Origin of the sequence: Nocardia sp. NPDC127606, assembly GCF_042671725.1 — a bacterium.
GTDB lineage: Bacteria > Actinomycetota > Actinomycetes > Mycobacteriales > Mycobacteriaceae > Nocardia.
In genome coordinates, this window is record NZ_JBHXWQ010000001.1 from 683,680 (window position 1) to 708,976 (window position 25,297).

Annotated in this window: 15 protein-coding genes; 9 read left to right on the top strand and 6 right to left on the bottom strand. The window is 69.7% G+C overall.

All coding sequences use genetic code 11. The features are described from left to right. Window positions 1–50: 50 nt before the first annotated feature. The 3 genes from ACFVJ5_RS03210 (at window position 51) to ACFVJ5_RS03220 (ending at window position 15,591) form a co-directional block, all read left to right on the top strand. Window positions 51–13,718, top strand: coding sequence for an amino acid adenylation domain-containing protein (locus ACFVJ5_RS03210; protein ID WP_379218256.1), 13,668 nt, complete (start codon window positions 51–53; stop codon window positions 13,716–13,718). Next, window positions 13,715–14,704: an ATP-binding cassette domain-containing protein gene (locus ACFVJ5_RS03215; protein ID WP_379218257.1), complete on the top strand. Its 990-nt coding sequence runs from the start codon at window positions 13,715–13,717 to the stop codon at window positions 14,702–14,704. The genes ACFVJ5_RS03210 and ACFVJ5_RS03215 overlap by 4 nt, the downstream gene beginning before the upstream one ends. An 86-nt stretch (window positions 14,705–14,790) precedes the next feature. Then, window positions 14,791–15,591: an ABC transporter permease gene (locus ACFVJ5_RS03220; RefSeq protein ID WP_358110415.1), complete on the top strand. Its 801-nt coding sequence runs from the start codon at window positions 14,791–14,793 to the stop codon at window positions 15,589–15,591. Between the two features lie 66 nt (window positions 15,592–15,657). On the opposite strand, the gene ACFVJ5_RS03225 is transcribed toward ACFVJ5_RS03220, so the two are convergent. Further along, the gene (locus tag ACFVJ5_RS03225; RefSeq protein WP_067453486.1) at window positions 15,658–15,993 is read right to left on the bottom strand and encodes an RNA polymerase-binding protein RbpA; all 336 of its coding nucleotides are present in this window, start codon (window positions 15,991–15,993) and stop codon (window positions 15,658–15,660) included. Between the two features lie 206 nt (window positions 15,994–16,199). Between ACFVJ5_RS03225 and ACFVJ5_RS03230 the strand changes: the two genes are divergently transcribed. After that, window positions 16,200–16,526 carry a hypothetical protein gene (locus tag ACFVJ5_RS03230; RefSeq protein ID WP_378627566.1) on the top strand — a complete coding sequence of 109 codons (327 nt, stop codon included), beginning with the start codon at window positions 16,200–16,202 and terminating at the stop codon, window positions 16,524–16,526. A gap of 73 nt (window positions 16,527–16,599) precedes the next feature. Here the strand turns inward: ACFVJ5_RS03230 and ACFVJ5_RS03235 are convergent, their stop codons facing one another. Then, window positions 16,600–17,610: a hypothetical protein gene (locus ACFVJ5_RS03235; protein WP_379218258.1), complete on the bottom strand. Its 1,011-nt coding sequence runs from the start codon at window positions 17,608–17,610 to the stop codon at window positions 16,600–16,602. 104 nt (window positions 17,611–17,714) lie between these two features. Beyond that, complete coding sequence (locus ACFVJ5_RS03240) at window positions 17,715–18,566, bottom strand: SDR family oxidoreductase (RefSeq protein WP_379218259.1); 852 nt, start codon at window positions 18,564–18,566, stop codon at window positions 17,715–17,717. 114 nt (window positions 18,567–18,680) lie between these two features. On the opposite strand from ACFVJ5_RS03240, the gene ACFVJ5_RS03245 reads away from it, so the two are divergent. Next, the gene (locus tag ACFVJ5_RS03245) at window positions 18,681–19,283 is read left to right on the top strand and encodes a TetR/AcrR family transcriptional regulator (protein WP_379218260.1); all 603 of its coding nucleotides are present in this window, start codon (window positions 18,681–18,683) and stop codon (window positions 19,281–19,283) included. 51 nt (window positions 19,284–19,334) lie between these two features. Here ACFVJ5_RS03245 and mqo read toward each other — a convergent pair whose 3' ends face one another. Continuing rightward, the gene (gene mqo, locus ACFVJ5_RS03250) at window positions 19,335–20,777 is read right to left on the bottom strand and encodes a malate dehydrogenase (quinone) (protein ID WP_379218261.1); all 1,443 of its coding nucleotides are present in this window, start codon (window positions 20,775–20,777) and stop codon (window positions 19,335–19,337) included. Between the two features lie 90 nt (window positions 20,778–20,867). Here mqo and ACFVJ5_RS03255 point away from each other — a divergent pair, with 90 nt between their 5' ends. Further along, window positions 20,868–21,770: a LysR family transcriptional regulator gene (locus ACFVJ5_RS03255; protein WP_379218262.1), complete on the top strand. Its 903-nt coding sequence runs from the start codon at window positions 20,868–20,870 to the stop codon at window positions 21,768–21,770. A 6-nt stretch (window positions 21,771–21,776) separates the two neighbouring features. Here the strand turns inward: ACFVJ5_RS03255 and ACFVJ5_RS03260 are convergent, their stop codons facing one another. After that, entirely contained in the window at window positions 21,777–22,538 is a 762-nt protein-coding gene (locus tag ACFVJ5_RS03260; RefSeq protein WP_379218263.1) for a M23 family metallopeptidase, read from the bottom strand. A 184-nt stretch (window positions 22,539–22,722) separates the two neighbouring features. On the opposite strand from ACFVJ5_RS03260, the gene ACFVJ5_RS03265 reads away from it, so the two are divergent. Further along, window positions 22,723–23,061: an ArsR/SmtB family transcription factor gene (locus ACFVJ5_RS03265; RefSeq protein WP_378987898.1), complete on the top strand. Its 339-nt coding sequence runs from the start codon at window positions 22,723–22,725 to the stop codon at window positions 23,059–23,061. On the opposite strand, the gene ACFVJ5_RS03270 is transcribed toward ACFVJ5_RS03265, so the two are convergent. Further along, entirely contained in the window at window positions 23,043–24,017 is a 975-nt protein-coding gene (locus ACFVJ5_RS03270) for a glycosyltransferase family 9 protein (protein WP_379219757.1), read from the bottom strand. The two genes, ACFVJ5_RS03265 and ACFVJ5_RS03270, sit on opposite strands and share 19 nt — an antisense overlap. 161 nt (window positions 24,018–24,178) lie before the next feature. Between ACFVJ5_RS03270 and ACFVJ5_RS03275 the strand changes: the two genes are divergently transcribed. Then, window positions 24,179–24,763, top strand: coding sequence for an HdeD family acid-resistance protein (locus ACFVJ5_RS03275; RefSeq protein WP_379218264.1), 585 nt, complete (start codon window positions 24,179–24,181; stop codon window positions 24,761–24,763). Between the two features lie 81 nt (window positions 24,764–24,844). After that, entirely contained in the window at window positions 24,845–25,195 is a 351-nt protein-coding gene (locus ACFVJ5_RS03280; protein WP_379218265.1) for a hypothetical protein, read from the top strand. Window positions 25,196–25,297 lie beyond the last annotated feature (102 nt).

Genomic DNA, 25,297 nt, shown 5'->3' on the forward strand with positions numbered 1-25,297 from the left:
CCCGGGCGCTGCTCGGGGAGTTGTGACACAAGGCAGAAACGGAGTGCTTGATGAGTTCTTTGGCCACCGACCACGTCAGCTCGAGCATCACCGACGAGGACCCGGGCCAACCGTTCGCCCTCTCGCCCGGTCAGACAGCACTGTGGTACGCGCAACGGATTCGGCCCGATATTCCGCTCACCATCGCTCATTACGTCGAACTGCACGGTGATCTCGATGTCGGCCGGTTGCTGTACGCGGTCGAGCGCTACGGCGCGGAATCCCAGGTGGGACACGTCCGCCTACTCGAGATCGACGGCGTGCCCCACCAGCGAGTGGACCCCACGTGGCGGCCCGGCTGGGCTCGGATCGACCTCCGCGGCGAATCCGACCCCCGGGCCGCCGCACTGGCCTGGATGAACGCCCACGCCAGCACCCCGATCGACATGGAGCACGAGCCCCTCACCATCAATGTGGTGTTGCGGATCGGCGACCGGGACTGGTTCTGGTACGAGCGCGGACACCACATCGTCATCGACGGTTACGGTGCGATGAACGCGCTCTCGCGCACCGCCGAGATCTACACGGCCGTCGGCGAGCAGCGCGAGCCGTCCGTTTCCCGCGCCGCCGCGCTCGTCGACCTCTACGCCGACGAATCCCGCTACCGCGAGTCCAGCCGGTTCCGTGCCGACCGCGAGTACTGGATGGAACAGCTCGCCGGCGTGGGTGAACCGATGACGCTGTCGTCGGTCACCGCCGCGGGCGATACCCACGACGCGGGGCGCCACCGTGCCACCGCCGTACTCGACACCGACCTGGACACGCTGCTCACCGACGCGATCACCACGCACGGTTCGGCCAACTCCGCGCTGATCGTCGCCGCACTCGCCGCCTACGTCCGTTCGGTCACCGGCGACCCGGATGTCGTACTGAGCCTTCCGGTTTCGGCTCGCACCACCGTCGCGCTGCGCCGTTCGGCGGGTGTGGTGTCGAACGTGGTGCCGCTGCGCCTGCGGTTCGACGAGACCACCACCGTCGCCGACGTCGTGCGCCAGACCGAACTGCAGATCACCGGCGCCCTGCGCCACCAGCGCTACCGCTCCGACGACATCCGGCGAGACTGCGGGTACTCCCGCGACGCGCGCGGCTTCTTCGGGCCGATGGTCAACATCATGCTGTTCCACGACGAGCTGAAGTTCGACGACATCGCCGGTCAGCTCAACGTGCTCGCCACCGGACCCGTCGAAGACCTTTCGATCAATATCTACAACGGCGACGGCGGCCGCATCCAGCTCGACTTCGAGGCCAATCCGAAGCTCTACGGCGAGTCCGAGAACGCCGCCCACCACGCGCGCTACCTCGATTTCCTCGCGCGCTTCCTGGCCGCCGAGCCGACCACCCCCACCTACACGCTCACCGCGATCACCACCGCCGAGAACGAGCGGGTGCTGCGCGAGTGGAACGCCACCGAGATGCCGATGCAGGCCGCCACGCTGGTCTCGCTGTTCGAGGATCAGGTGTGCCGCAGCCCGCACGCCATCGGTCTCGAATTCGGTGACCGCACACTCGGATACACCGAACTCGGTGACCGGGTGAACCAGCTGGCACGCGAACTCATCGCCCGCGGCGCGGGCCCGGAGACCACCGTGGGCGTGTGCCTGCACCGCAGTGTCGATCTGGTCGTCGGGATCTACGCGGTACTCGCGACCGGCGCGGCCTACCTGCCGCTGGATCCCGAGCACCCGGTCGATCGCATCGAAGCTGTGGTGGCACAGGCACATCCGGTGTGCGTGCTCACCGCGGACCGCGACGGGGTCCGGCTGCCCGAGGGCACCGTGCGGGTCGATCTGGACACGCTCGACGTGAGCGGGAACGACGTCGCGCCGATCACCGACGCCGACCGCACCGCCCCGCTGCGCCCCGATCACCTCGCCTACGTCATCTTCACGTCCGGCTCCACCGGTAAACCCAAGGGCGTGGGTGTCACGCACGCCGCGATCGTGAACCGGTTGCGCTGGATGCAGGCCGAATACCCGCTCGACCACACCGACGCGGTCCTGCAGAAGACCCCGGCCACCTTCGACGTGTCGGTCTGGGAGTTCTTCTGGCCGCTGCAGGTCGGTGCGCGCCTGGTCGTCGCCGCTCCCGAAGGGCATCGCGACCCGGCCTACCTCGCTCGGATCATCACCGAAAGGGCCATCACCACAGCCCATTTCGTGCCGTCGATGCTGTCGCTGTTCGTCACCGACCCGCGGGTGCGCGGCGGGGCGGGGCTGCGCCGGGTGTTCTGCAGTGGTGAGGCGCTGCCCGGCGCGACGGTCGCCGATTTCCACGCCGCGCTGCACGGCCCCGGCGGCGGACCGGAGCTGCACAATCTCTACGGGCCCACCGAGGCCGCGGTCGACGTCACCTACTGGCCGTGCCCGGCCGAGGCCACCACGGTGCCGATCGGCTCGCCGGTGTGGAACACCCAGACCTATGTGCTCGACCCGCATCTGCGCCCGGTGCCGCCCGGTGTCGTCGGCGAGCTGTACCTGGCGGGCGCGCAGCTGGCCCGCGGCTACCTGGGTCGTCCCGACCTGAGCGCCGACCGGTTCGTCGCCAACCCCTTCACTCCGGGGCAGCGGATGTACCGCACCGGTGACCTGGCGCGCTGGCAGATCGCCGGCGGCGTCCTGGAGTACCTGGGCCGCACCGACTTCCAGGTGAAGATTCGTGGACTGCGCATCGAACTCGGCGAGATCGAATCCGCGTTGCTCGCGCAGGACGATATCGCCCGCGCGGTCTGCGTGGCCCGCACCGGCCGCATCGGTGAGGACGAACTCGTCGCCTACGTCGTCGCCGCGCCCGGGGCGTCGGCACCCGATCCCACCGCTCTGCTCTCGGCACTGCGCCGCGGCCTGCCGTCCTACATGGTGCCCTCGGCACTGGTGGTGCTCGACGAACTGCCGTTGAGCGCCAACGGCAAGGTCGATCGCAAAGCGCTGCCCGCGCCGGAGGTGGGTGTGCGGGTCACCACCGGCGCCGCCGCACCGCAGACCGAGCTGGAATGCGCGCTCGCGGAGATCTTCACCGAGGTTCTCGCCTTGGACGGCACCACGATCGGGGTCGAGGACAGCTTCTTCGACCTCGGCGGCAACTCCCTGGTCGCCGCCCGCGTGGTCGCCCGGATCAACACCACCCTCGACGCGAACCTCACCATCCGGGAGATGTTCGAGTCGCCGACCATCGCCGCACTGGCCGGCTACATCAGCACCCACCGGCCCGAAACCTCGACACCGAAACTGGTTCCGGCGCGCAGGCCCGAGCGGGTGCCGCTGTCGCTGGCCCAGCAGCGGCTGTGGATCCTCAACCGGTTCGCCGAACACGCCGCCGCCTACAACATGCCCTTGGCCCTGCGGCTCACCGGACAGCTCGACCTCGACGCGTTGCGCGCGGGTCTGCGCGACGTGCTCGATCGCCACGAGAGCCTGCGCACCAGTTTCCCCGAAGGCCCCGAGGGTCCGTATCAGTTCATCCACCCGGCGGCCGGGGTGGAACCCGAACTCACGCCGATCGAGGTGGCCGCCGACGAGATTCCCGCGCTGGCCGCGCAGGTGGCGGGGCGCGGTTTCGATCTGCGGACCGAGACACCGCTGCGGGTCGCGCTCTACCGGGTGGGCGCCGAGGATCATCTGCTGCTCGTGGTGCTGCACCACATCAGCGGTGACGGCTGGTCGGTCGCTCCGCTGGCCCGGGATCTGATGATCGCGGTGTCGGCGCGCGCGGGCGGTGCCGCACCCCGATGGGCGGCGCTGCCGGTGCAGTACGCCGATTTCGCGATGTGGCAGCGGGAACTGCTCGGTGAGGAAACCGACCCCGAGGCACCCATCGCGCGCCAGCTCGGGCACTGGCGCGGTGCGCTGGCCGGGCTGCCCGATCAGCTCGACCTGCCCCTGGACCGGCCGCGGCCGCAACAGCGTGGCACCGGCGGGGACACCGTCGAATTCGTCATCGACGCCGAAACCCGGCGCGCGGCAGCCGAACTCGCCACCGGTCGCGGCGTGAGCATGTTCATGGTGTTGCACGCGGCGCTGGCCACCCTGCTGGCCCGGCTGTGCGCGAGCACCGACGTCACCATCGGCACGCCCATCGCGGGGCGCTCCGATCCGGCCCTGGACGAGCTGGTCGGCATGTTCGTCAACACCCTGGTGTTGCGCACCGAGGTGGACCTCGGCGCCGGGTTCGAGCGCATGCTCGACCTGGTCCGCGAGACCGACCTCGATGCCTTCGCCAATCCCGACGTGCCGTTCGAACGGCTGGTGGAGCTGGTCAATCCCGATCGCTCGACCACCCGGCATCCGCTGTTCCAGGTGATGCTGTCCTACGACCGCACCCCGGAACTGTGCGTCGAATTGCCCGGTGTCACCGCGGAACTGGTGCCGATCGAGATCGGCGTCGCCAAGTTCGACCTGCAGCTCGAGGTCCGCGACAACCACGACGACGGACCGCTGCACGCCGAATTCGGTTTCGCCACCGACGTTTTCGATCGTGCCACGGTGCAGGCCATCGCCCGGCGGTTCACCACGCTGCTGGCCGCCGCCGTCGCCACCCCCACCACGGCGATCGGCGACCTCGACGTGCTCGACCGTCGCGAGATCGCCCGACTGGTCCCCGTGGCCGGTGCGCCTGCCGAACCGGCGGGCACCCTGGCCCGGCTGCTCAGCGACACCGCGCAACACCTGCCCGACTCGGTCGCGGTGCGCTATCTCGGTTTCGACACCACCTACCGCGAACTCGACGAACGCTCGAACCGGTTGGCGCGCAGTCTCATCGCGCACGGTGCCGCGCCCGAAACGGTGGTCGCCGTCGCGCTGCCGCGCAGCCTCGAGTCGATCATCGCCATCTGGGCGGTCGCCAAGACCGGCGCCGCGTATGTCCCCGTCGACCCCGCCTACCCGGCCGATCGCATCGCGCACATGATCGGCGACTCCGGCGCCACGCTCGGGCTCACCCTGCCCGAACATCTCGCCGGGCTGCCCACCGCCACCGGCAAGCATCGGTCGGCACCGGAGTGGATGGTCTTCGGAACAGCCGACTTCGAGGCCGACTGCGCGGTCCGCTCGGCCACCCCGCTGTCCGACGCCGACCGCAGGCACCCGATGCGAGCCGGTCAGCCCGCCTACCTCATCTACACCTCGGGCTCGACCGGCACACCCAAGGCCGTCGTGGTCACCCACGCGGGCATCGCCTCGCTGGCCAGCGAGCAGACCCAGCTGTTCAAGGTGACCGACCACGCGCGGACCATGCACTTCTCCTCACCCAGCTTCGACGCCTCGGTGCTGGAACTGCTGCTCGGGTTCGCCGCGGGTGCCACGATCGTGGTCGCCCCCGCCGACCTGTACGGCGGTGCGGAACTGGCCGGTTTCCTGCGCTCGGAACGCATCACCCACGCGTTCATCACTCCCGCCGCGCTGGCCACGGTGCCCGCCGGCGACTTCCCGGCTCTCAACACCGTGATCGTCGGCGGCGAGGCGTGCTCGGACGAGCTCGTCGAGGCCTGGGCCACGAAGTACCGGATGCACAACATGTACGGCCCGTCCGAGGCGACTGTCGCGGTCACCGCGAGCGCGGCCATGGTGCCGGGCGAGCCCGTCCCGCTGGGCACACCGGTGCGCGGCATGCGGCTGTTCGTGCTCGACGGCCGGATGAACCCGGTGCCGCCCGGAACACCGGGTGAGCTCTACGTCTCCGGGCCGGGCCTGGCCCGCGGGTACCTCGGCAAGTCGGCACTCACCGCGCAGCGGTTCGTCGCCAACCCGCACGGGCGAGTCGGCGAAAGGATGTATCGCACCGGCGATCTCGTCGTCGCCGACATGAGCGGCCTGCTGCGTTTCCTCGGGCGCGCCGACGATCAGATCAAGATCCGTGGTTTCCGCATCGAACTGCGCGAAATCGACCATGTGCTGCGCGAACACCGGGGTGTTCGGTCCGCGCTGACCGTTGTCCACGTCGACGAGCAGGGGCAGCAGCGGCTCGCGTCCTACGTCACCGCCGACGGCCCGATCGATCCGGCCGCGGTGCTCGACACGGCCCGCGGCAGGTTGCCCGGCTACATGGTGCCCGCCGCGCTGGCGGTGCTCGACGCGATGCCGGTCACCCCGGCGGGCAAACTCGACCGAAAGGCGCTGCCCGCACCGGAATTCGTGGTCAGCGGTGGGTCGCGCGCGCCACGCACGCACCTCGAGATGCGGGTGGCCGCGGTGTTCACCGAGATTCTCGGTCGCCCGATTCCCGGCGCGGAGGACAGCTTCTTCGACATCGGCGGCAACTCGCTGCTGGCCACCCGGCTCGCCGCCGCACTGCACGCCGATTTCGAGGTGGACCTGCCGGTCCGGCAGATCTTCGAGGCGCCGACGGTGGCGGGCATCGCCGGGCTGATCACGGAAGCGCCCCGGACGCAGCGGGTGGCGCTGGCGGTACACACCCCGCGCCCGGGACGCATACCACTGTCGTTGCCGCAGCAACGGCTGTGGTTCCTGAACCGATTGTCCCCCGAATCGAGCGCCTACAACATCGCATTCGTCTTGCGAATCGGCGGAGATCTGGACGTCGAAGCGTTGCGGGGCGCGCTCACCGACCTGGTGCGGCGCCACGAAGTACTGCGCACGATCTTCCCCGAAGACCTCTCCGGCGCCCAGCAGGTGATCCTGCCGCTCGACCGGTCGATGCCGATGATCGACGCCGTCGACACCGCACCCGATCGGGCGAACGCGGCGCTGACCGCGCTGGCCCGCCAGGGCTTCGACCTCACCCGGCAGACGCCGCTGCGAGTGTCGTTGCTGCGCACCGCATCCGACGAACACCTGCTCGGCGTCGTCGTGCACCACATCGCCGCCGACGGCTGGTCGCTGGGCCCGCTGACGCGTGATCTCGCACTGGCGTACGTGGCCCGCACCGGGGGCGCCGTCCCCGAGCGCACGCCGCTGCCCGTGCAGTACGCCGACTTCAGCCTGTGGCAGCGGGCCGTGCTCGGCAGCGAGGACGATCCGGACAGCATCACCGCCACCCAGCTCGCGTTCTGGCGCGAGACATTGTCCGAACTGCCCGACGAGCTGCCGCTGCCGTTCGACCGGCCACGCCCCGCCGAACCCACCGGGTCCGCGGGCACCGTGACCTGCGAGGTCTCGGCACCGCTGCAGCACGCACTCGACCAGCTGGCCGGCGACACCGGTGTCAGCCTGTTCATGGTCGTGCGCTCGGCCCTGTCGGTGCTGCTGCGCAGCATCACCGGCGGCCGCGACATCCCCATCGGTACCCCGGTCGCCGGGCGCACCGATATCCAGCTCGACGACCTCGTCGGCATGTTCGTCAACACCCTGGTCCTGCGCTCCGATGTCGATCCCGGCCGCAGCTTCACCGAGTTGCTGCACGCCGATCGCGACGCCGAGCTCGCCGCCCTCGCCCACGCCGACGTGCCGTTCGAGCGCGTCGTCGACGCGCTGGGCCGGGAGAGCAGGGCGAGCAACCGGCACCCGCTGTTCCAGGTCGCGCTGAGCATGCAGGACAACCGCACACCCGCGCTGGAACTGCCCGGACTGCGACTGGCCGCGGAAGAGCTCGACATCGCCCTGGCCAAGTTCGACCTGGAACTGCGGGTCGCGCCGGCCGAGGACAGCGGGCTGCGGTTCGACTTCGTCTACGCCACCGAACTGTTCGACGCCGCCACCATCGACACCCTCGCCGACCGGTTCGTGCAGATTCTCACCCAGGTGACCGCCGACCCGCGGCAGCTGGTGTGCGATCTGGATCCGCTCACCGTGCCCGAGCACCGCGACCACGTCCCCGCGCAGGGACCCGCCGCGGTCACGCCGGTCATCCTGGCCGACATCCTCGACGGCGCCGCCACGAGGTATCCGCAGCGGCCCGCGCTGCGCTGGTTCGCCGACGGCAGCGTCGCCGGGGAAGTGGGTGAGCTCGACTACGCCGAGGTCGCGAGCCGGGCGCACCGGCTCGGCCGGGCGCTGATCGCGCGCGGCATCGGCACCGGCGACCGGGTGGCCGTCGGGCTGACCCGGTCACTGGACTGCGCACTCGCCATCTTCGGCGTCGCGGCCAGCGGTGCCGCGTTCGTGCCCGTCGACCCGCGCTACCCGGCCGACCGGGTGCGGCACATGCTCACCGACTCCGGTGCCAGCGCGGTCGTCACCGCGCGTGCCGACGCGGACTCGTTGCGCGAGGCCGCGGGCCCGATCGACACCCAGTGGTTGCTGATGGACAGCGACGAGCTGAACGCCGAATTGGCCGGCTACGACGGGGTCCGGATCAGCAACGCCGAGCGGGTCCGTCCGGTGCGCACCGCCGACCTGGCCTATCAGATCTACACCTCCGGTTCGACCGGCCTGCCCAAGGGCGTCACCGTCACCCACAGCGGTCTCACGAGTCTCGCGCTCGACCTGCGCGAACGGATGGGCCTCGACCGGTTCTCCCGCACGTTCTTCTTCTCCACACCCAGTTTCGACGTCTCGGTGCTGGACATGCTCCTCGCCGTCTACTCGGGCGCCGAGATGGTGATCGGCCCGATCGACATCTACGGCGGTGACGAACTCGGGACGCTGCTGGAACGCGAGCAGATCACCCACACCTTCCTGACGCCCGCGGTGCTGGCCTCGATCGACGCCACCCGCTGGCCGCTGCCGATGCTGCGCGGTCTGATGGCCGGTGGCGAGGCGGTGCCGCCGGACCTGGTGGAGAACTGGGCGCCGGGCAGACGGTTCGTCAACGCCTACGGGCCCACCGAGTTCACCGTCATCGCCGCGATGTCGGAGCTGCGGGTGGGTGTCCCGGTCGCCATCGGCACGCCCGTGCGCGGCTCACGGGCCCTCGTACTCGACGAGCGGCTGCGGCCGGTCGTCACCGGGGTGCCGGGTGAGCTCTACATCGGCGGCGCCGGCATCGCCCAGGGTTATCACGAGCGCTACGGCCTCACCGCGGGACGCTTCATCGCCGACCCGTTCGGCCCGGCGGGCAGCCGGATGTACCGCACCGGCGACGTGGTGCGCTGGACCGCGAACGGTGAGATCGACTACCTGGGTCGCAGCGACCATCAGGTGAAGGTGCGCGGTTTCCGGATCGAACTCGGCGAGATCAGCGCCGTGCTCGGCAGTCATCCCGAGGTCCGCTTCGCGCACACCGAGGTCCGCCGGATCGCGGGCGACGACCGGATCGTCGCTTGGATCCAGCTGAACGAGGGCGTCGACCCGGCCGAGATGGCCGGGGTGAAGCGGCACGCGATGGTCCGGCTGGCCGGGCACATGGTGCCCGCGTCGCTGAACCTGATCGACCGGGTGCCGCTCACTCCGGTCGGCAAGCTCGATCGCACGGCGTTGCCGGAACCGGAGTTCACCGCCACCGCGGGCCGGGCACCACAGACCGAGGCCGAGCGGACCGTCGCGCGGGTGTTCGAAGAGCTGGTCGGGGCGGGCGAGGTCCGCGCCACCGACAGCTTCTTCGACATCGGCGGCAACTCGCTGCTGGCCACCCAGCTGGTGGCCCGGCTGGCCGCGGCCAGCAATGTGCGGCTGGAAGTGCGCACCGTGTTCGCGGCGCCGACCGTCGCCGAACTCGCCGCGCTCATCGAATCCGGACCGTCCGGCGACGAACACCGGCCGTCCCTGGTGCCCCGGCCCCGCCCGGAGCGGATTCCGCTGTCGGCGGCGCAGCGCAGGCTGTGGTTCCTCAACCGCTTCAACGCGGGCGCCGACGGTGACAGTCAGTCGTCGGGCGCCTACAACATCCCGGTCGTGCTGCGCCTGCACGGCACGGTCGACCTCGATGCGCTCATTGCCGCTTTGCACACGGTGCAACGCCGGCACGAGACGCTGCGCACGGTGTTCCCGGAGACCGCGGGGGAGCCCGAGCAGCTGGTACTCGACCCGGCGATCGCCGCCGTCACGCTGTTCCACGCGACGGCCACCGCGCGCGAGGTCGACACCGCCGTGACCCGTTTCGTCACCCCGGGATTCGACCTGTCGGCCTCGGTGCCGATGCGGGCGGCGCTGATCAGCGTCGACCACACCGGGCAGGCGGCACCGGCCAAGGCCAAGTTCGCTGTCGCGCGCTCGACCGAACATGTGCTGGTGCTGGTCGTGCACCACATCGCCATGGACGGCTGGTCGCTGGAACCGCTCGCTGCCGAAGTGGCCGCCGCCTACCGTGGCATCCAGACCGGTGAACCGTTCGGTGAACTGATCCCGCAGGTCCAGTACGCCGACTACACCCTGTGGCAGCAGGAACTCCTCGGCACCGAGGACGATCCGGACTCGCTGATCAGCAAGCAGCTCGACCACTGGCGCGGTGTGCTCGACGGCCTGCCCGAACTGCTCACCGTGCCCGCCGACCGGTCGCGCCCGCCGGTGCCCTCCTACCAGGGCGGCACCGTCGACTGCGCGGTCGACGCGGCGATCCACCGGGCGCTGCGCGGCATCGCCACGGCGAACAACGTCAGCATGTTCATGGTGTTGCACGCGGCGCTGGCGGTCCTGCTGCACCGGGTCACCGGCACCGAGGACATCGCCGTCGGCACCGCCAGCGCCGGCCGTGGGCATCCGGCGCTCGACGCGATGATCGGCATGTTCGTCAACACCCTGGTGCTGCGCACCGAGGTGTCCGACGAGCGCGCGTTCGTCGACCTGCTGCGGACCGTCCGCGACGGCGATCTCGACGCGTTCGCCCATGCCGACCTGCCCTTCGAACGGCTCGTCGAGGTCGTCAATCCGGCGCGCTCCCAGGCACATCACCCGCTGTTCCAGGTGATGCTGTCGGTGCGCAACACCCCGGTGCGGATGCTGGAACTGCCCGGCCTGCGGATCGAAGCCGTCGACGCCGACGCCGGTATCGCCAAGTTCGACCTGCAGTTCACCTTCACCGAGACCCAGACGGCCGACCGGGTGGGCGACGGCATCAGCCTGTCGGTGAACTACGCGGCGGACCTGTTCGACGAGGTCACCGCGCGCAGGCTCGGCGACCGCCTGGTCCGGCTGCTCACCGCCGTGGCCGCCGACCCGAACACCGCGGTGGGCGATCTGGCGCTGCTCGACGCGGTCGAGTGGACCGCGCTGGCACCGGTGCACGGCACCCGTGCCGAGCAGGCCGTCACGCTGCCCGCGGTCTTCGGTGCCGCCGTGGCTCGTTCCCGTGACGGTGTCGCGCTGTGTGCCGGGGACACAGTGGTCACCTACGACGCGCTCGACCGGTGGACCAACCGGCTCGCACGTGTGCTGATCGCGCAGGGTGTGGGGCCGGAAACCCTGGTGGCCCTGGGTATTCCGCGTTCGGTGGAATCGGTGGCGACCATGTTGGCCGTCGCCAAGGCGGGCGCCGCGTTCGTGCCGGTCGACCCGAACTACCCGCCGCAGCGGATCAGTCACATGCTCACCGATTCCGATGCGGCACTGGGTCTGACGCTGCTCGAGCACCGCGATCGGCTGCCCACCGACACCCGCTGGCTGATCCTGGACGACCCGCAGACCCGGGCCACCGTGCTGGGCGCCGATGACTCGCCGGTCACCGACGCCGAACGGATTCGTCCACTGCGCCTGCACAATCCGGCGTACGTGATCTACACGTCGGGCTCCACCGGGACCCCGAAGGGCGTGGTGGTCACTCACGGCGGTCTGTCGAACTTCGCCGCCGAGACCGCCGACCGGTTCGATGTGCGGCCCGGCAGCCGGGTGCTGCACTTCGCGACTCCGAGCTTCGACGCCGCCATGCTCGACATCCTGTTCGCGCTCGGTGGTGCGGCGACGCTGGTGATCTCCCCGGCCGGGGTGGTCGGCGGCGAGGACCTGCGGCAGGTGTTCATCCGGGAACGGATCACCCACGCGTTCATCACCACCGCCGCGCTGGGCACCGTCGACCCGGCCGGCGTGAACTCCCTCGCCCACGTGCTCACCGGTGGTGAGGCGCTCCCGCCGGAACTGCTGGCCCGCTGGGCGCCGGGGCGCAACTTCTACAACGTGTACGGCCCCACCGAGACGACCATCGTCACGTTGATGCCGCAGCCGATGAGTCCGCGGGGCCCGATCACCATCGGCGGGCCGATTCGTGGCGTCGCGGCCAGCGTGCTCGACCGGCGACTGCACCCGACCCCCGTCGGTGTCACCGGCGAACTGCAGCTGGCGGGCTCGGCCCTGGCGCGCGGTTACCTCAACCGGCCGGGTCTCACCGCCCAACGGTTCGTGGCCGATCCCTACGGCGCGCCGGGCGAACGGATGTACCGCACGGGCGACCTGGTGCGCTGGCGTGACGGCGCCAAGTCGGCGCTGGATGTGGAGTACGTCGGCCGCACCGACCATCAGGTGAAGGTCCGCGGATTCCGGATCGAACTCGGCGAGATCGACGTCGCGTTCGCCCGGCACGCCGATGTCGAGCTCGCGCTCACCATCGGTCACACCACGCAGGCCGGCGTCACCGCGCTGGTCTCGTATGTGAAGGCGCGCAACGGGAGTGCGCCGAGCGTGCCCGAACTGCTCGAGCACGTCGCGGGCCACGTGCCGAACTACATGGTCCCGCAGGCGATCATGCTGCTCGACGAGGTGCCGCTGAGTCCGGTCGGCAAGCTCGATCGGTCCCGGCTGCCCGAGCCGGTGTTCACCGCCTCCGGTGGGTACCGCGCGCCGGTGACCGCCGCCGAGATGGCGCTGTGCGCGGTGTTCACCGAGGTGCTCGGGGTCGAGCGGGTCGGCGCGGACGACGGGTTCTTCGAACTCGGCGGCAACTCCCTGCTGGCCACCAAAGTTGTCGCGGCACTGCGTGAGCAGGGCTACGACATGCCCGTCCAGATGATGTTCGGCGACGCCACCCCCGCGGGAATCGCGGCCAAGCTCGACGACGTCGACCCGGACGCGGTGATCGAGGCGGCCACCAGCCCGGTGCTGGCCATCCGCCCGTCCACCAGCCCGCACGACACCCCGCTGTTCTGCGTGCACCCGGCGATCGGTCTGGCCTGGTGCTACGCGGGACTGCTTGCTCATCTCGCCCCGCAGCGCCCGGTGTACGGCCTGCAGGCCCCGCACGTGTCCGGCGACGACAGCTTCACCTCGATCCCCGAAGCCGCCGGACACTATGTCGCCCATATCAAGTCGATCCAGCCGCACGGCCCCTATCACCTACTCGGCTGGTCGCTCGGCGGCCTGATCGCGCAGGAGGTCGCCGTGCAGCTGCAGGACGCGGGCGAAGACGTCGCGTTGCTGGCGATGATGGACAGCTACCAGCTCGGCGACCGCTGGCTCGACACCTCGATGCCCAGCGTCGCCGACATCCTCGGCGAGTTCGGGGCCGACCTGGTCGACGGCGCACCGTTGCCCGCCGACCTCGACCTGAACGACGCGGCGGATCTGCTACGGGCCCACGCGGGCCCGTTCGCCGCGCTCTCGGTGGACCACCTGCAACGCCTCTACACCGGGTACGCCGACGGCACCGTCATGGCCAACCGGTTCCGGCCGCGCACCTTCGACGGCGATCTCGTGTTCTTCACCGCTGCGGCGGACGAGATCAACGCCGCCGATCCGAGCCGCTGTGCCGACGCCTGGCAGCCGTTCGTCACCGGCAACATCCACAACCACGACCTGCCCTGCAGGCACGCGGCGATGACCACACCGGAATCGCTGGCGGCGATCGGCCCCGTGCTGCATCGCCACCTCGACGCCGTCCCGGACATCACTGTGTGCGGCAGCGGCCAGAAGGAGATGCGACCGTGAGCCTCGCGGTAGAAGTGCACGGCTTGGCCAAGAGTTACGGCAAGGTGCGCGTACTGAAAGAGATCGACCTGGAGATCCCGGCGGGGACCGTACTCGGCCTGCTCGGCCCCAACGGCGCGGGCAAGACCACCACCGTGCGGATCGTCACCACGCTGTTGCGACCCGATGCCGGTTCGGTGCGGGTCGCTGGTATCGACGTGCTGGGCGACCCGGCCACCGCGCGCACCAGGATCGGGTTGTCCGGGCAGTACGCGGCCGTCGACGCGAACCTGACCGGCTACGAGAACCTGCGCATGGTGGCGCGCCTGTACGGCATGGGGCGCAAGCAGTCCGTCGCCCGCGTGGAGGAACTGCTCACCGCGTTCGGACTCGACCACGCGGCGGGCAGGCGCGCAGGCACCTACTCCGGTGGCATGGCCCGTCGCCTCGACCTGGCCGGTGCGCTGGTGGCGCGGCCGCCGGTGGTGGTGCTCGACGAACCGACCACCGGCCTCGACCCGCGCGGGCGCCTGGACATGTGGCGAGTGATCGGTGATCTCGTCGACGACGGCACCACCGTCCTGCTCACCACCCAGTACCTCGAAGAGGCCGACCTGCTCGCCGACCGGATCACCGTCATCGACAAGGGCACGGTCATCGCCCGTGGTTCGGCCGACGAACTCAAGACCTCCATCGGCGGCGACCGGCTCACGGTCACCCTCGCCGCGGGGCAGAGCCCGTGGCCCGCGGTGCAGGTCCTGCAGCAGGTCGGAGTCGGCGAACCCATTCACGAACCCGGCAGCGACGAGGTGTCGGTGGTGGTCGGCAACGGGTCACGCACGATGGTCGAAGCGCTGCGCCGCCTCGACGACGCCGGCGTCTGCGTGCTCGACGCGAACGTCGTGCGCCCCACTCTCGACGACGTGTTCCTTTCCCTCACCGGCACCCCTGCCGAGCCCATCCCCGAACCCGAAACCGACGACGTGCAAGAGGAGGTCCTGTCGTGAGTGCCCCCGACGTCACGGTGGACGAGTACGAGACCCGCGATCTGCCCATCCAGCCGGCCAGCCCGCGGCCGCCCGCTGCCGAGGAGATGGAACCGAAGGCGCGGTTCGTGCGCGACAGCGCGATCGTGGCCTACCGCAACCTGCTGACCATCCTGCGGGTGCCGACGCTGCTGGTCACCGCCACCATCCAGCCGCTGATGTTCGTGTTCCTGTTCGCCTACATTTTCGGCGCCTCGCTCGGCGGCGACCAGTACCGGGAGTTCCTCCTGGCCGGCATCTTCACCCAGACCGTGGCGTTCAACGCCGCGTTCACCACCGTCGGCCTGGCCGGTGACCTGCAGAAGGGCATCATCGACCGGATGCGGACGCTGCCGATGTCGCGCCTGGCGGTCCTGATGGGGCGCACCCTGTCCGACCTGGTCGTCAACATCGTGAGCCTGGGTGTGATGTCGATCTGCGGGTACATCGTGGGCTGGCGCATCCACGGCAGCTTCGGTGACGCCGTGATCGCCTTCGCCATCATCTTGTTGTTCGCGTTCGCGATGTCGTGGGTCGGCGCCCTGACCGGTCTGGTCTCCCCGACGGTGGAGGTGGCGCAGAGCGCGGGTCTGATCTGGCTGTTCCCGCTGACGTTCATCTCCTCGGCGTTCATCTCCGCCGAAACCCTGCCCGGGCCCCTGCGCGCGATCGCCGAATGGAATCCGATCACGGCGGTGTCGGCGGCGGGTCGCAAGCTCTTCGAGAACGACTCGCCCCCGACCTTCGTCCCCGCGACAGGCTGGGCCGCGGAGAACTGCATCCTCTACGCGATCATCTGCTCGCTGGTCATCCTCGCCATCGCGATGCCGGCGGCACTACTGCAGTACCGCAAGGTCGCCAGCCACTGAGTCACCGAACGCCGAAGGCCGCCTTCCCCGAGGGGAGGCGGCCTTCGGCGTTCACACCTTCTGTCTTTACCCGCGGCGACGGGTCTTCAGGAGGTCGAGGCGCTCCTTGAGCAGCTCCTCGAGCTCCTCCTTGCTGCGACGTTCCAGCAGCATGTCCCAGTGGGTGCGCGGCGGCTTGACCTTCTTGGTCTCCACGGAGGTGCCCTCCATGAGCTGACCCTCCTGGCCGTTCCGGCACAGCCAGGTGGGCGGGATCTCCGCGTCGTCGGCGAACGGGACGTCGAATTCCTCACCGTTGTCGGTGCGGTAGCGGGCGATCCGGCGCGGGGCCAGGTCGTGGTCGCGATCGGTCTCGTAGCTCACCGCTCCGAGCCGGCTGCCCCGGAGTACGCGATCTGCCATGTGTGCTCCTGTAATTTCGGCGGCTGGTGCCGCAACTCGTACTACCTCAACGCACGGGAAGTCTGAACTGTTCCATTGTAGTCGCCCGGCCACATCAGCCGAGCGACCCCCGAATCGGCGTCGGCGGTAGGTCGGTATCGGGAGGGTGCCCGCTCAGCGAGACCTGAACCGGCGAATTGTTTCGCGGGCCGATAGGGTTTCCGATCATGTCGCGCAGTCGCCTGCTGTCCTGCCTGTGGTGCGGGCGGGAGATCGTGGATTCGGAGTCGGGTCGGCGTCGCCGCTATTGCCGCCAGTCGTGTCGCCAACGTGCCTATGAGCACCGCAGCAGCCTCAAGGGGACCGGGATTCCCGAGGACGCGGTGGTGCTGACCGCACAGGAGGCCGCCGATCTCGCCGATCGGTGGTTCGCGGCGCGGTGTGCGGCCGAGGACGTGGCGACGGCGGTGGGTGAGGGAGCCTCCCCGGCGGAGTTGGCGGAGCTGAGCGCGACGTTGCTGCAGCTGGCCCGGGAGGCGGAACGACTCCGCTGAATGTGCGAAACCCCGTGTGCCCCACCGTACGTCGATGGGGCACACGGAGCGGCACCGGTGGGCGACTACCGCGCTAGCTCGACAGTGACTCCCGGGCGCGCAGGTACACCGCGGTGACGCCCCCCGCGACGAACAGCGCAAGGGCCGCGGCGGCACCGGCGGTCGCGAGATCGGGACTCGTGAGCGACTGTCCGCGCAGCGCCTGCCAGGCCACCAGCGTGAGCAGTCCGAAGTAGCCGAGGACCGCGACCACGAGCAGGGCCGCGCGGGTCGTTTCGGTGCGCAACCAGCGGTAACGAGGCGCGAGGGCCACCAGTGCGACGGCCAGCAGCAGCAGCGCCTGGATACCGTGCAGCCCGACGAAGTGCGGGATGCGCAGGTCGCCGCCGATGGTGCTCCAGTGGGTGATCGGCATGCCCGCGGCAGCGTCACGTGCTGTATCGCCGGGCCGCACCGTGTGCCCGGCCATCAACCCCACGACGGTGCCGTCGGCCTTGCGCACGAGCTGCGGCCCGGTGAACCCCATCAGGTACCCGAGCGCCATCCCGGTCACCGCCAGCCACAGCCCGGCCTTCAACGCGATCCTGGTCGGCCGGTCGGCCAGCTTCTGCCAGGAGATGATCACCGCCAGGACGAGATTCGCGACGAACAACCCGGGCACACCGGAAGCGAAGACCTGCTGCCCGATCTCGTTGACCGGGTCGGTGGCGTTGTTGAAGTGACTGAACGTCCCGCGTGCCGCCTGCACCGCGATGAATCCCACATCGGCGACCCCGGTGATCGCGAAGACGGTGCCCAGCCACCAGGTGGCACGCCGTCCGCGATGCGGCAGTCGCAGAATCCAGGCCAGGGTCACGCCGTAGAGGGCGAAGGCGAGGCCGAACTTGGCCGGTTTGAGCCACACCGACTCGCCGAGTAGCAGCCGATCATCGACCACCATCCCGACCATCGACACCACGACCAGCATGGCCATGAGCGCGGAATTCACCAGCAGCGGGCCGTGCCAGGGAGCGCGGTCGGTGCCGTCGCGCGCGGTGGGGGACGTGATGCGGGACAGCGTGTGGGTGAGGTCGATCGTCGCCATGTACCGAAGGTAGAAATCCGGTGCGCCACACCACGTCCCGCTGCGGAACGGTTCGACTCCGATACCGGGGTACGGGTCGGCCTACTCGAGTTCTAGGGGTTGTCTCAGATTCCCGAGCGCCAGATCACGGCGTCGACCGCGCGGGGTGAGACGAGCGCGAGGGCCTGCAGGACCCGGGTGTAGGTCGGGTACAGCTCGACCGGGCGGGTCCGGATCGCGGTGGTGATCCAGTCGGCGGCGTCCTCGGCCGACAGCGCCGCCGCGTCGGCGTACTTGCCGGTGGGCGCGATCATCTCGGTGCGCACCAGCGGATAGCCGATCGTGGTGACGTGCACGCCACGGCGCCGGGTCTCCGCGCCCAGACTGCGCCCGAACGCGCCGAGCGCCGCCTTGGACGCGTGGTAGGCGGTGAACAGCGGCATCGACCCGGCGGCCACACCCCACGTCGCGACATTGACGACGTGCCCGGTGCCCGCGTCGAGCATCGACGGCAGCAGCCCCATCGTGAGCCGGGTCGCCCCGAAGTAGTTCAGCGCCATGGTGCGTTCGTAGTCGTGGAACCGGTCGGTGGTGTCGGCGGCGCCGCGGCGGATCGAACGGCCCGCGTTGTTCACCAGCACGTCGACGGTGCCGAACTGCTCGAGCAGGGTCTTCGCCAGCGCGTCGGTCTGCTCGGCGTCGGCGAGGTCGCAGGTGATCATCTCGGCATCCCCGCCCTCGGCGCGGACCGCGTCGCGCACCTCGGCCAGCGGCTCGGCATTCCTGGCGACGAGCACCACCCGCGCCCCTTCCCGGCCGAGCGCGTGTGCCGCGGCTTTGCCGACGCCCGACGAGGCGCCGGTCAGCACCACGGTCTTCCCCGCGATCTCCTGCTGCGCACCACGGACCAGCCGCGCGAGCACGCGGGGGAGTGCGGGTGGGTTGAGCAGTACCGATTGTGCGACTTCGGCGAACACGGGAACTCCTGTCGTGGCGTACGGCGGGGGCGAACAGGTAATTTACTGAATAGTAAATTACAAAGGGAGCAATTGGGTGTCAACCGGCACGGAGGTCGATGGTTGGATGGAACGGTGAGCACAGCCGGTACCAAAGGTGTCCCGCGTCCCGAGCGCGAACAGCAGATCCTCGACGCCGCCGTCGCCGAGATCGGCCGCGTGGGGTACGCGGGTCTGTCCCTCGCCGACGTCGCCCAGCGCGCCGGCGTGTCCAAGCCGCTGGTCTACACCTACTTCCAGTCCAAGGACGGGCTCTACATCACCTGCGTGGACCGGGCGGCCACCGTCCTGTTCGACGCGATCGAATCCGCCATCGCCGGGGCGGGTGGTCTCAGCAAAGCGGAACGGACCCTCGACGCGATCTTCGTCGCGCTGGAACCGCGTCCGCACGACTGGACCGTGCTGTTCGACCGCTCCCACCCCGACGACGGCCCCGCCGCCGACGCCGTCCGCGCCGCCCGACGCCGGATCGCCGCCCAAGCCGCGCGCGGTGTCGCCGACGCCATCGGCGCCGTCGAGCTCACCGACCCCAGCGACCTGTCGGCGCTGACCGACGTCTGGATGGGCGCGGTGACCTCGCTGGTCCTGTGGTGGTTGCGCCACCCCGACGAGACCGCCGCCCAGATGTCGGCTCGCAGCCACCGCCTCATCGGCGCACTCCTCGCCGCCCCGCGGTGAACACGATCCGCACCCCGGCCGGGGTGCGGATCTGCTCGTCCGACAGGTGTTCTACGAGGTGACTTCGGTGGTTGATCGGGCAGGCGGCAGCAACGCGGCGAGCAGCGAGGCCCACTCGTATCGGCGTTCGGGGAAGCAGCGCTCGAGCAGGTCGCCCATGATCGACGGTGCGATGGAGGCGCCGGGCGAGGCGCCGAGAAGCCCGGCGATGGTGCCGTCCGCGCCGGTGACCAGCTCGGTGCCGAATTCGAGGACGCCACCGCGCTCGCGATCGGGTTTGACCAATTGGGCGCGTTGCCCGGCCTGGACCAAGGTCCAATCGGCGGGGTCGGCGGTGGGGTAGAAGCGTTGCAGCTGGGCGAACTTGCGACGGGGTGAGGCCAGCAGTTCGGTGACGAGGTAGCGGACCAGATCGAAGTTGCGCAGACCGACCGCGACCAGCGGAACGATATTGTGCGGGCGCAGCGTGGTGAACAGATCGGTGAGCTTGCCGTGGCGCAGCAGGCGGGTGCTGAAAGTGGCATAGGGGCCGAACAGCAGCGCGCCCGCGCCGTCGACCTCGCGACGATCCAGGTGCGGTACCGACATCGGCGGCGCGCCCAGCGCGGCCTGGCTGTAGACCTTGGCGTGATGCTCGGCGACGACCTCGGGGTTGTCGGTGCGCAGGAACTGCGCGCCCAGCGGGAACACCCCGTAGCCACGCACCTCGGGCAGTCCGGCCCGCTGCAACAGCCGCAGCGCGTACCCGCCCGCGCCGACGAACACGAACCGGGAACGCACCCGGAACCGCCGCCCACTGTCGAGATCGCGGCCGCGCACGGTCCACAGCCCGTCCGCGCCGCGGGTGAGCCCGGTGATCTCGCGATGCATCCGGACCGCGTTGCCCGCCGCGCTCATCGTCGACAACAACGACCTGGTCAGCGCCCCGAAGTCGACATCGGTACCCGCGGTGTGCCGGGTGGCCGCCATCGCCTCGCCGTCGGCCCGGCCGCGCACGAGCAGCGGCGCCCAGTCGGCGATCACCGCACGGTCCTCGGTGTACTCGAGTTCCGCGAACGCGGGCAGTTCGCGCAGCGTCGCGTAGCGCCGGCGCAGGTAGGCGATGTCACGCTCGCCGAAGACCACCGTGACGTGCGGTGTCGGGGTGAGGAACGTGTCGGGCTCCAGCTCGCCACGGTGGGCCAGCGCCGACCAGAACCGGCGCGAGAGCGCGAACTGATCGGCGATACCCGCCGCCTTGGTGCCGTCGCCCGCGTCGGGCATGTAGTTGAGCTCGCACATCCCGGAGTGCCCGGTGCCCGCGTTGTTCCACGGATGGCTGCTCTCGGCCGCCGGTTCGCCGAGCCGCTCGAACAGCGCGATCGACCAGTCGGGCGCGAGGGTGCTCAACAGTGCGCCGAGCGTGGCCGACATGATGCCGCCGCCGATCAGTACCGCGTCGAGGATGTCGTCGCCGCTGCCGGTGCGGGGCCGTGTGGGTGTGGTGTCGTTCATGGTCGAACCTCCCGTGAGCTGTGTACCGCCATCGTCGCGCCGGGAGCAGCGATCCGTCCAACACGGAATCGCCGAAGATATGATCCGAATATGGATGATTCAGTGGAGACGGGAGCGCAGGCGCTGGCGCCGCTACTGGCCGCCTTCGACGCGGCGGCCGAAGAAGGGCACTTCACGCGGGCGGCGCAACGACTCGGTGTACCGCAGTCCTCCCTCAGCCGTCGCGTCAAAGCGATGGAGCAGCTCCTGGGCGTGGCCTTGTTCCAGCCGGTCGGGCGCGGGGTCGCCCTCACTCCGCAGGGCCGCGACCTCTACGAGAACACCCGGGGACTGGTGCGCGCACTCGACGACGCGGTGCGGCGGGTGCGCGCCGACGCCGACCCCGAGAGCGGTCTGGTGCGTTTCGGGTTCCCGCTCACGCTCGGCCCGGTGAGTGTTCCGTCGCTGCTCGCGCAGTTCCACACCCGCGCGCCGCGGATCCGGTTGCACCTGGTGCAGGCGCACGGCGAGGCGCTGGCCGAGCAGGTGCGCGACGGCAGGCTCGACCTCGCGGTGATGATCCCGCCCCCGCCCGACCTGCCGACCGTCGATCTCGGACGTCAGCGCATCGACCTGCACGTGTCGCGCACGCATCCACTGGCCCGGCGCGCCCGCATCGACCTAGCCGAACTGGCCGACGAGGCGTTCATCGCGAACCCGCCCAGCTACCAATTGCGCACCCTGCTCGACAGTTGGTGTGCCGCAGCGGGTTTCACGCCGAGAGTGGTATTCGAGATCACCGAGTTCGAAACCTTGCGCGCACTGGTCGCACTCGGGCAGGGCGTGGCGCTACTGCCCGCCGCCGAGGTCGCGAACCCCGACCTGGCGGTGATACCCATCGATGGCGAACGCGACCGCGAGGTCGGCCTGGTCTCGGGAGACCATGACTCGACGCTCGCGGTCGCGCGGCTTCGGGAATTCCTGATCGCGCGCCGGGCGGCGATCAGTGGGTGAGCGGGATCAGTCCTGGGCGACGCCGGCATCGACGCCACGCGCGGCGAGCCACGGGTGCGGGTCGATCGGGGCGCCGTACAGCGAGCCGTCCGGCACGTGCACCTCGTAGTGCAGGTGGGGGCCGGTGGAGTTGCCACGGTTACCGACGGTGGCGATGGTGTCACCGGCGTTGACGTGCTGACCGACCTGAACCAGGATGTCGTTCACGTGGCCGAACACACCGATGGTGCCGTCATCCTGCTGGACGCGGACCCACAGGCCGAAGCCCGAAGCCGGCCCGGCCTCGATCACGGTACCGTCGGTGACGGCGAAGATCGGTGCGCCGATCGGGTCACCGAAGTCGATGCCGTTGTGCGCGGTGCCCCAGCGGGCGCCGTAGTAGGAGGTCAGCCTGCCGGAGACCGGGCGAACGGTCTGCGGGCGCGGCGGCGGCGGGGGAGCGATGAACGGCAGCGGCGGCAGCTCCAGGCCGACTGCTTCGCGGTGCTCCTCCCACGGGATCGGGGCGGACGCGGGGGTCTCGCCCTGCGGGCCCTGGGCCTCGGCGGGGGTGTACGCGGTGAAGCGGTACGGCGACTGGCCGGAGTTGATGGCCTCGGTGGCTTCCGCGGCGATCGTGGTAGTGGGGACAGGGCTCTCGGGCTCACTGAAAGTGGCGACGGAGGTACCCACGAGTGCGGACAAAGCCACCGCACCCGCGACCACGCCTCCCCAACGACCTGCGAAGGCGTCGGAAACTCGAGCAGATAACGGGTTGGTCACGAACATGGTTATGAACGTAGCTAAACCGTAACCTTCGCGGCGAATCATGTGGCTGCGATCACGAAGCGCTATAACCCCAGTTGATCTATAACGATACTCTAACGAATAGCCAACATCCTGTTACTCACCGGGTGAAATGTCCCTGGTCAAGATCGTTGCCGAAATTCCGCATCCCGGGGACACTGATTCAGTGGACGCTAACGGAGTCCGTGCGATCACGGCGTTATCCGATCCGACCCGGCGCGCGATCTTCGAGTTGTTGCCGCAGGGTCCCCGCTCGGTGGCCGACCTCGCCGCCGCCACCGGAATCACCAGTTCAGCCGCGTCGCAACACCTGCGCGTGCTGCGTGAGGCCCATCTGGTCCGCATGCGCCGCGACGGGAACCGGCACCTCTACTCCCTCGACCCCCGCGGCCTCAACGACGCCCGCGACTACCTCGACAAGTACTGGCCCAGCGCCCTGGCGGCTCATGCCGCCGCGCTGCGGGAAGCCGCCGACGCCGACCCGGCTCAGCCCACCCGGCGGTAACGCGACCTGCCGGATTCGGCCCATGCCTGCTTGTCCAGCTGCATATCGACCGCCGCGATCACTTCCGGCACGCCGATCCGCAGCAGACCGGGGTCGGGGGACAGGCCGTCCGGATCGCCGATCTGTCCGGCCCACAGCACCGCGTGCCTGCCCAGCAGGTGCGCCGGCGGGCCGCCGCGGCGCGGTGGCCTCGGACCGAACAGCAGCACCGTGCGGGTACCGAACGCCGTTGCCAGGTGCGCGACACCGGTATCGCCGCTGATCACGAGGGCGGCCTCGGCCACGGTCGCCGCGAGATCGGTGAGGTTCTGCCTCCCGGCGAGGACCCGGTCGTCGGGCAAGCCTGCCTGCGCGGCCACCTGTCGAGCGATATCGTGCTCGAACGGATCGCCGGTGAGCACCACGTCGCGGCCGAGTACCAGCAGGTGGCGCACCACCGCGGCGAACCGCTCCGGCGGCCACCGGCGCGCGGGCGCACCCGCGCCGATGTGGACGACAATGCTGTCGCGGCGGCTGATCGAGGCCACCGGCGGCACCAATCCGAGGTTGCGCCGATCCGCGTCGATGCCCTCGCCCTCGAGCAGGCGGCACCACCGATCGACCACATGGGCTTCGGGATCCCAGCGTGGACCGGCGAGCTTGGGCAGGGCGGGGGTGCGATGACCGATGATCCGCGCGGCCCCGGTATCGGCCAGTGCTCGTGCGCTGGCGCCGTCGGGGCCGTGCAGGTTCACCGCTAATTCGGGCGCGGGACCATCCCAGATCAAGGCGGCCGGGTCGGCGGTGGCGACGAGTTCATCGACCGAGGAGATCAGGTCGACGATCTGCTCCAACCGATGCGGCGCCGCGAGGACGATCCGGCTCTGTGGTTCGGCCCGGCGCAGGGCACGCAGAGCCGGGACCGCGGAGAGAAGCTCACCGAGGCCCCGAGCTTGCAGCACGAGTACAACCGACACATTCTTCATCTACCCGAGACTGTCGCCGACCAAACTTTCGCGAGGGCAACGATGTGACGGCTCGCGTGCGCGCCCGCTCACAGCGTCGCGCCCGATCGCGACACGATCACAGCTCCAGCTAATTTCCGGAAAACCAGACCACGCGGGCATAACATCTCGTCATGACGACAAATACCGTGATTGGGAGCCCGTTCACGGCTCTTGCCAAGAAAACCTGGCAAACAGTTCTGGTCACCGGCCTCCTCGCGGTGGTCCTCGGCATCATCGTGCTCGTGTGGCCCGGTCCGTCGCTGCTCGTGGCGGGCATTCTGTTCGGTATCTACATGGTTGTCAGCGGCATCTTCCAGCTGATCGCCGCCTTCACCCACCTGCCGAGCACCAGCTTTCGGGTGCTGTCGTTCATCAGTGGTGTGCTGTCGCTGATCATCGGTGTGTTCTGCTTCCGCGACGACCTCACCTCGATTGTGTTGCTCGGCTTGTTCATCGGCATCAGCTGGCTGTTCCGTGGCGTCGCCGTCCTGTTCGCCGCCATCTCGGAGTCGGGCGTGCCCGGCCGGGGCTGGCAGATCTTCTACGGCATCATCAGCGCGCTGGCCGGTGTCGTCCTGATCGTGTGGCCGATCAGCTCCCTCACCACGCTGGTCTGGGTCGTCGGCATCTTCCTGATCGTCATCGGTGTCATGGAAGTCATCACCGCCTTCGGTATCCGCAAGGACTCGCATCTGCTGGACGAGCAGCTGGGCTGAGCCTCCCCACGGAAAAGTTCGTCTGAACCGGCCGGTGCCTTCGGGCACCGGCCGTTTTCGTGTGAACTACGCTTCGCACCCATGGAATTCGTTTTCAACCTGGTGGTTGTCACCCACCTGCTCGGCATGGCCGCGGTGGTCGGCGGGTATGTCGCATCGCGTCCGGCGGTGTCCGAGCTGATGGTGTGGGGCGCGCGCGCCCAGCTGATCACCGGGGTGATCCTGGCCGGGCTGGCTTCGGGGATCGACTCCCTCGACAAGGATCCGGATACGTCGAAGCTGGCTGTGAAGCTGGTCGTCTCGGTCGCGGTGGCCGCGTTCGCCGAAATGGGTCGCGGTGACGCGAAGCGGGGTAAGCAGATCGATTGGATGACCGACGCCGCCGGTGGGCTCGCGATCGTGAACGTGCTGGTCGCGGTGCTCTGGACCTGAGTCGACGGGGGAGGATCAGGGGTGCGCGCGAGCAGTAGGCCGCGACGTGAGCCCGGGTTGTTCCGCGCGCGGCGAGGACTGCGGCGGCGAGCGCCGGTTCGA

What these genes read in the sequence shown, in the direction of transcription:
- ACFVJ5_RS03210 (WP_379218256.1), top strand. Translation starts at nt 51, where the DNA reads ATGAGTTCTTTGGCCACCGACCACGTCAGCTCGAGCATCACCGACGAG.
- ACFVJ5_RS03220 (WP_358110415.1), top strand. Translation starts at nt 14,791, where the DNA reads ATGGAACCGAAGGCGCGGTTCGTGCGCGACAGCGCGATCGTGGCCTAC.
- ACFVJ5_RS03225 (WP_067453486.1), bottom strand. Translation starts at nt 15,993, where the DNA reads ATGGCAGATCGCGTACTCCGGGGCAGCCGGCTCGGAGCGGTGAGCTAC.
- ACFVJ5_RS03230 (WP_378627566.1), top strand. Translation starts at nt 16,200, where the DNA reads ATGTCGCGCAGTCGCCTGCTGTCCTGCCTGTGGTGCGGGCGGGAGATC.
- ACFVJ5_RS03235 (WP_379218258.1), bottom strand. Translation starts at nt 17,610, where the DNA reads ATGGCGACGATCGACCTCACCCACACGCTGTCCCGCATCACGTCCCCC.
- mqo (WP_379218261.1), bottom strand. Translation starts at nt 20,777, where the DNA reads ATGAACGACACCACACCCACACGGCCCCGCACCGGCAGCGGCGACGAC.
- ACFVJ5_RS03255 (WP_379218262.1), top strand. Translation starts at nt 20,868, where the DNA reads ATGGATGATTCAGTGGAGACGGGAGCGCAGGCGCTGGCGCCGCTACTG.
- ACFVJ5_RS03260 (WP_379218263.1), bottom strand. Translation starts at nt 22,538, where the DNA reads ATGTTCGTGACCAACCCGTTATCTGCTCGAGTTTCCGACGCCTTCGCA.
- ACFVJ5_RS03275 (WP_379218264.1), top strand. Translation starts at nt 24,179, where the DNA reads ATGACGACAAATACCGTGATTGGGAGCCCGTTCACGGCTCTTGCCAAG.
- ACFVJ5_RS03280 (WP_379218265.1), top strand. Translation starts at nt 24,845, where the DNA reads ATGGAATTCGTTTTCAACCTGGTGGTTGTCACCCACCTGCTCGGCATG.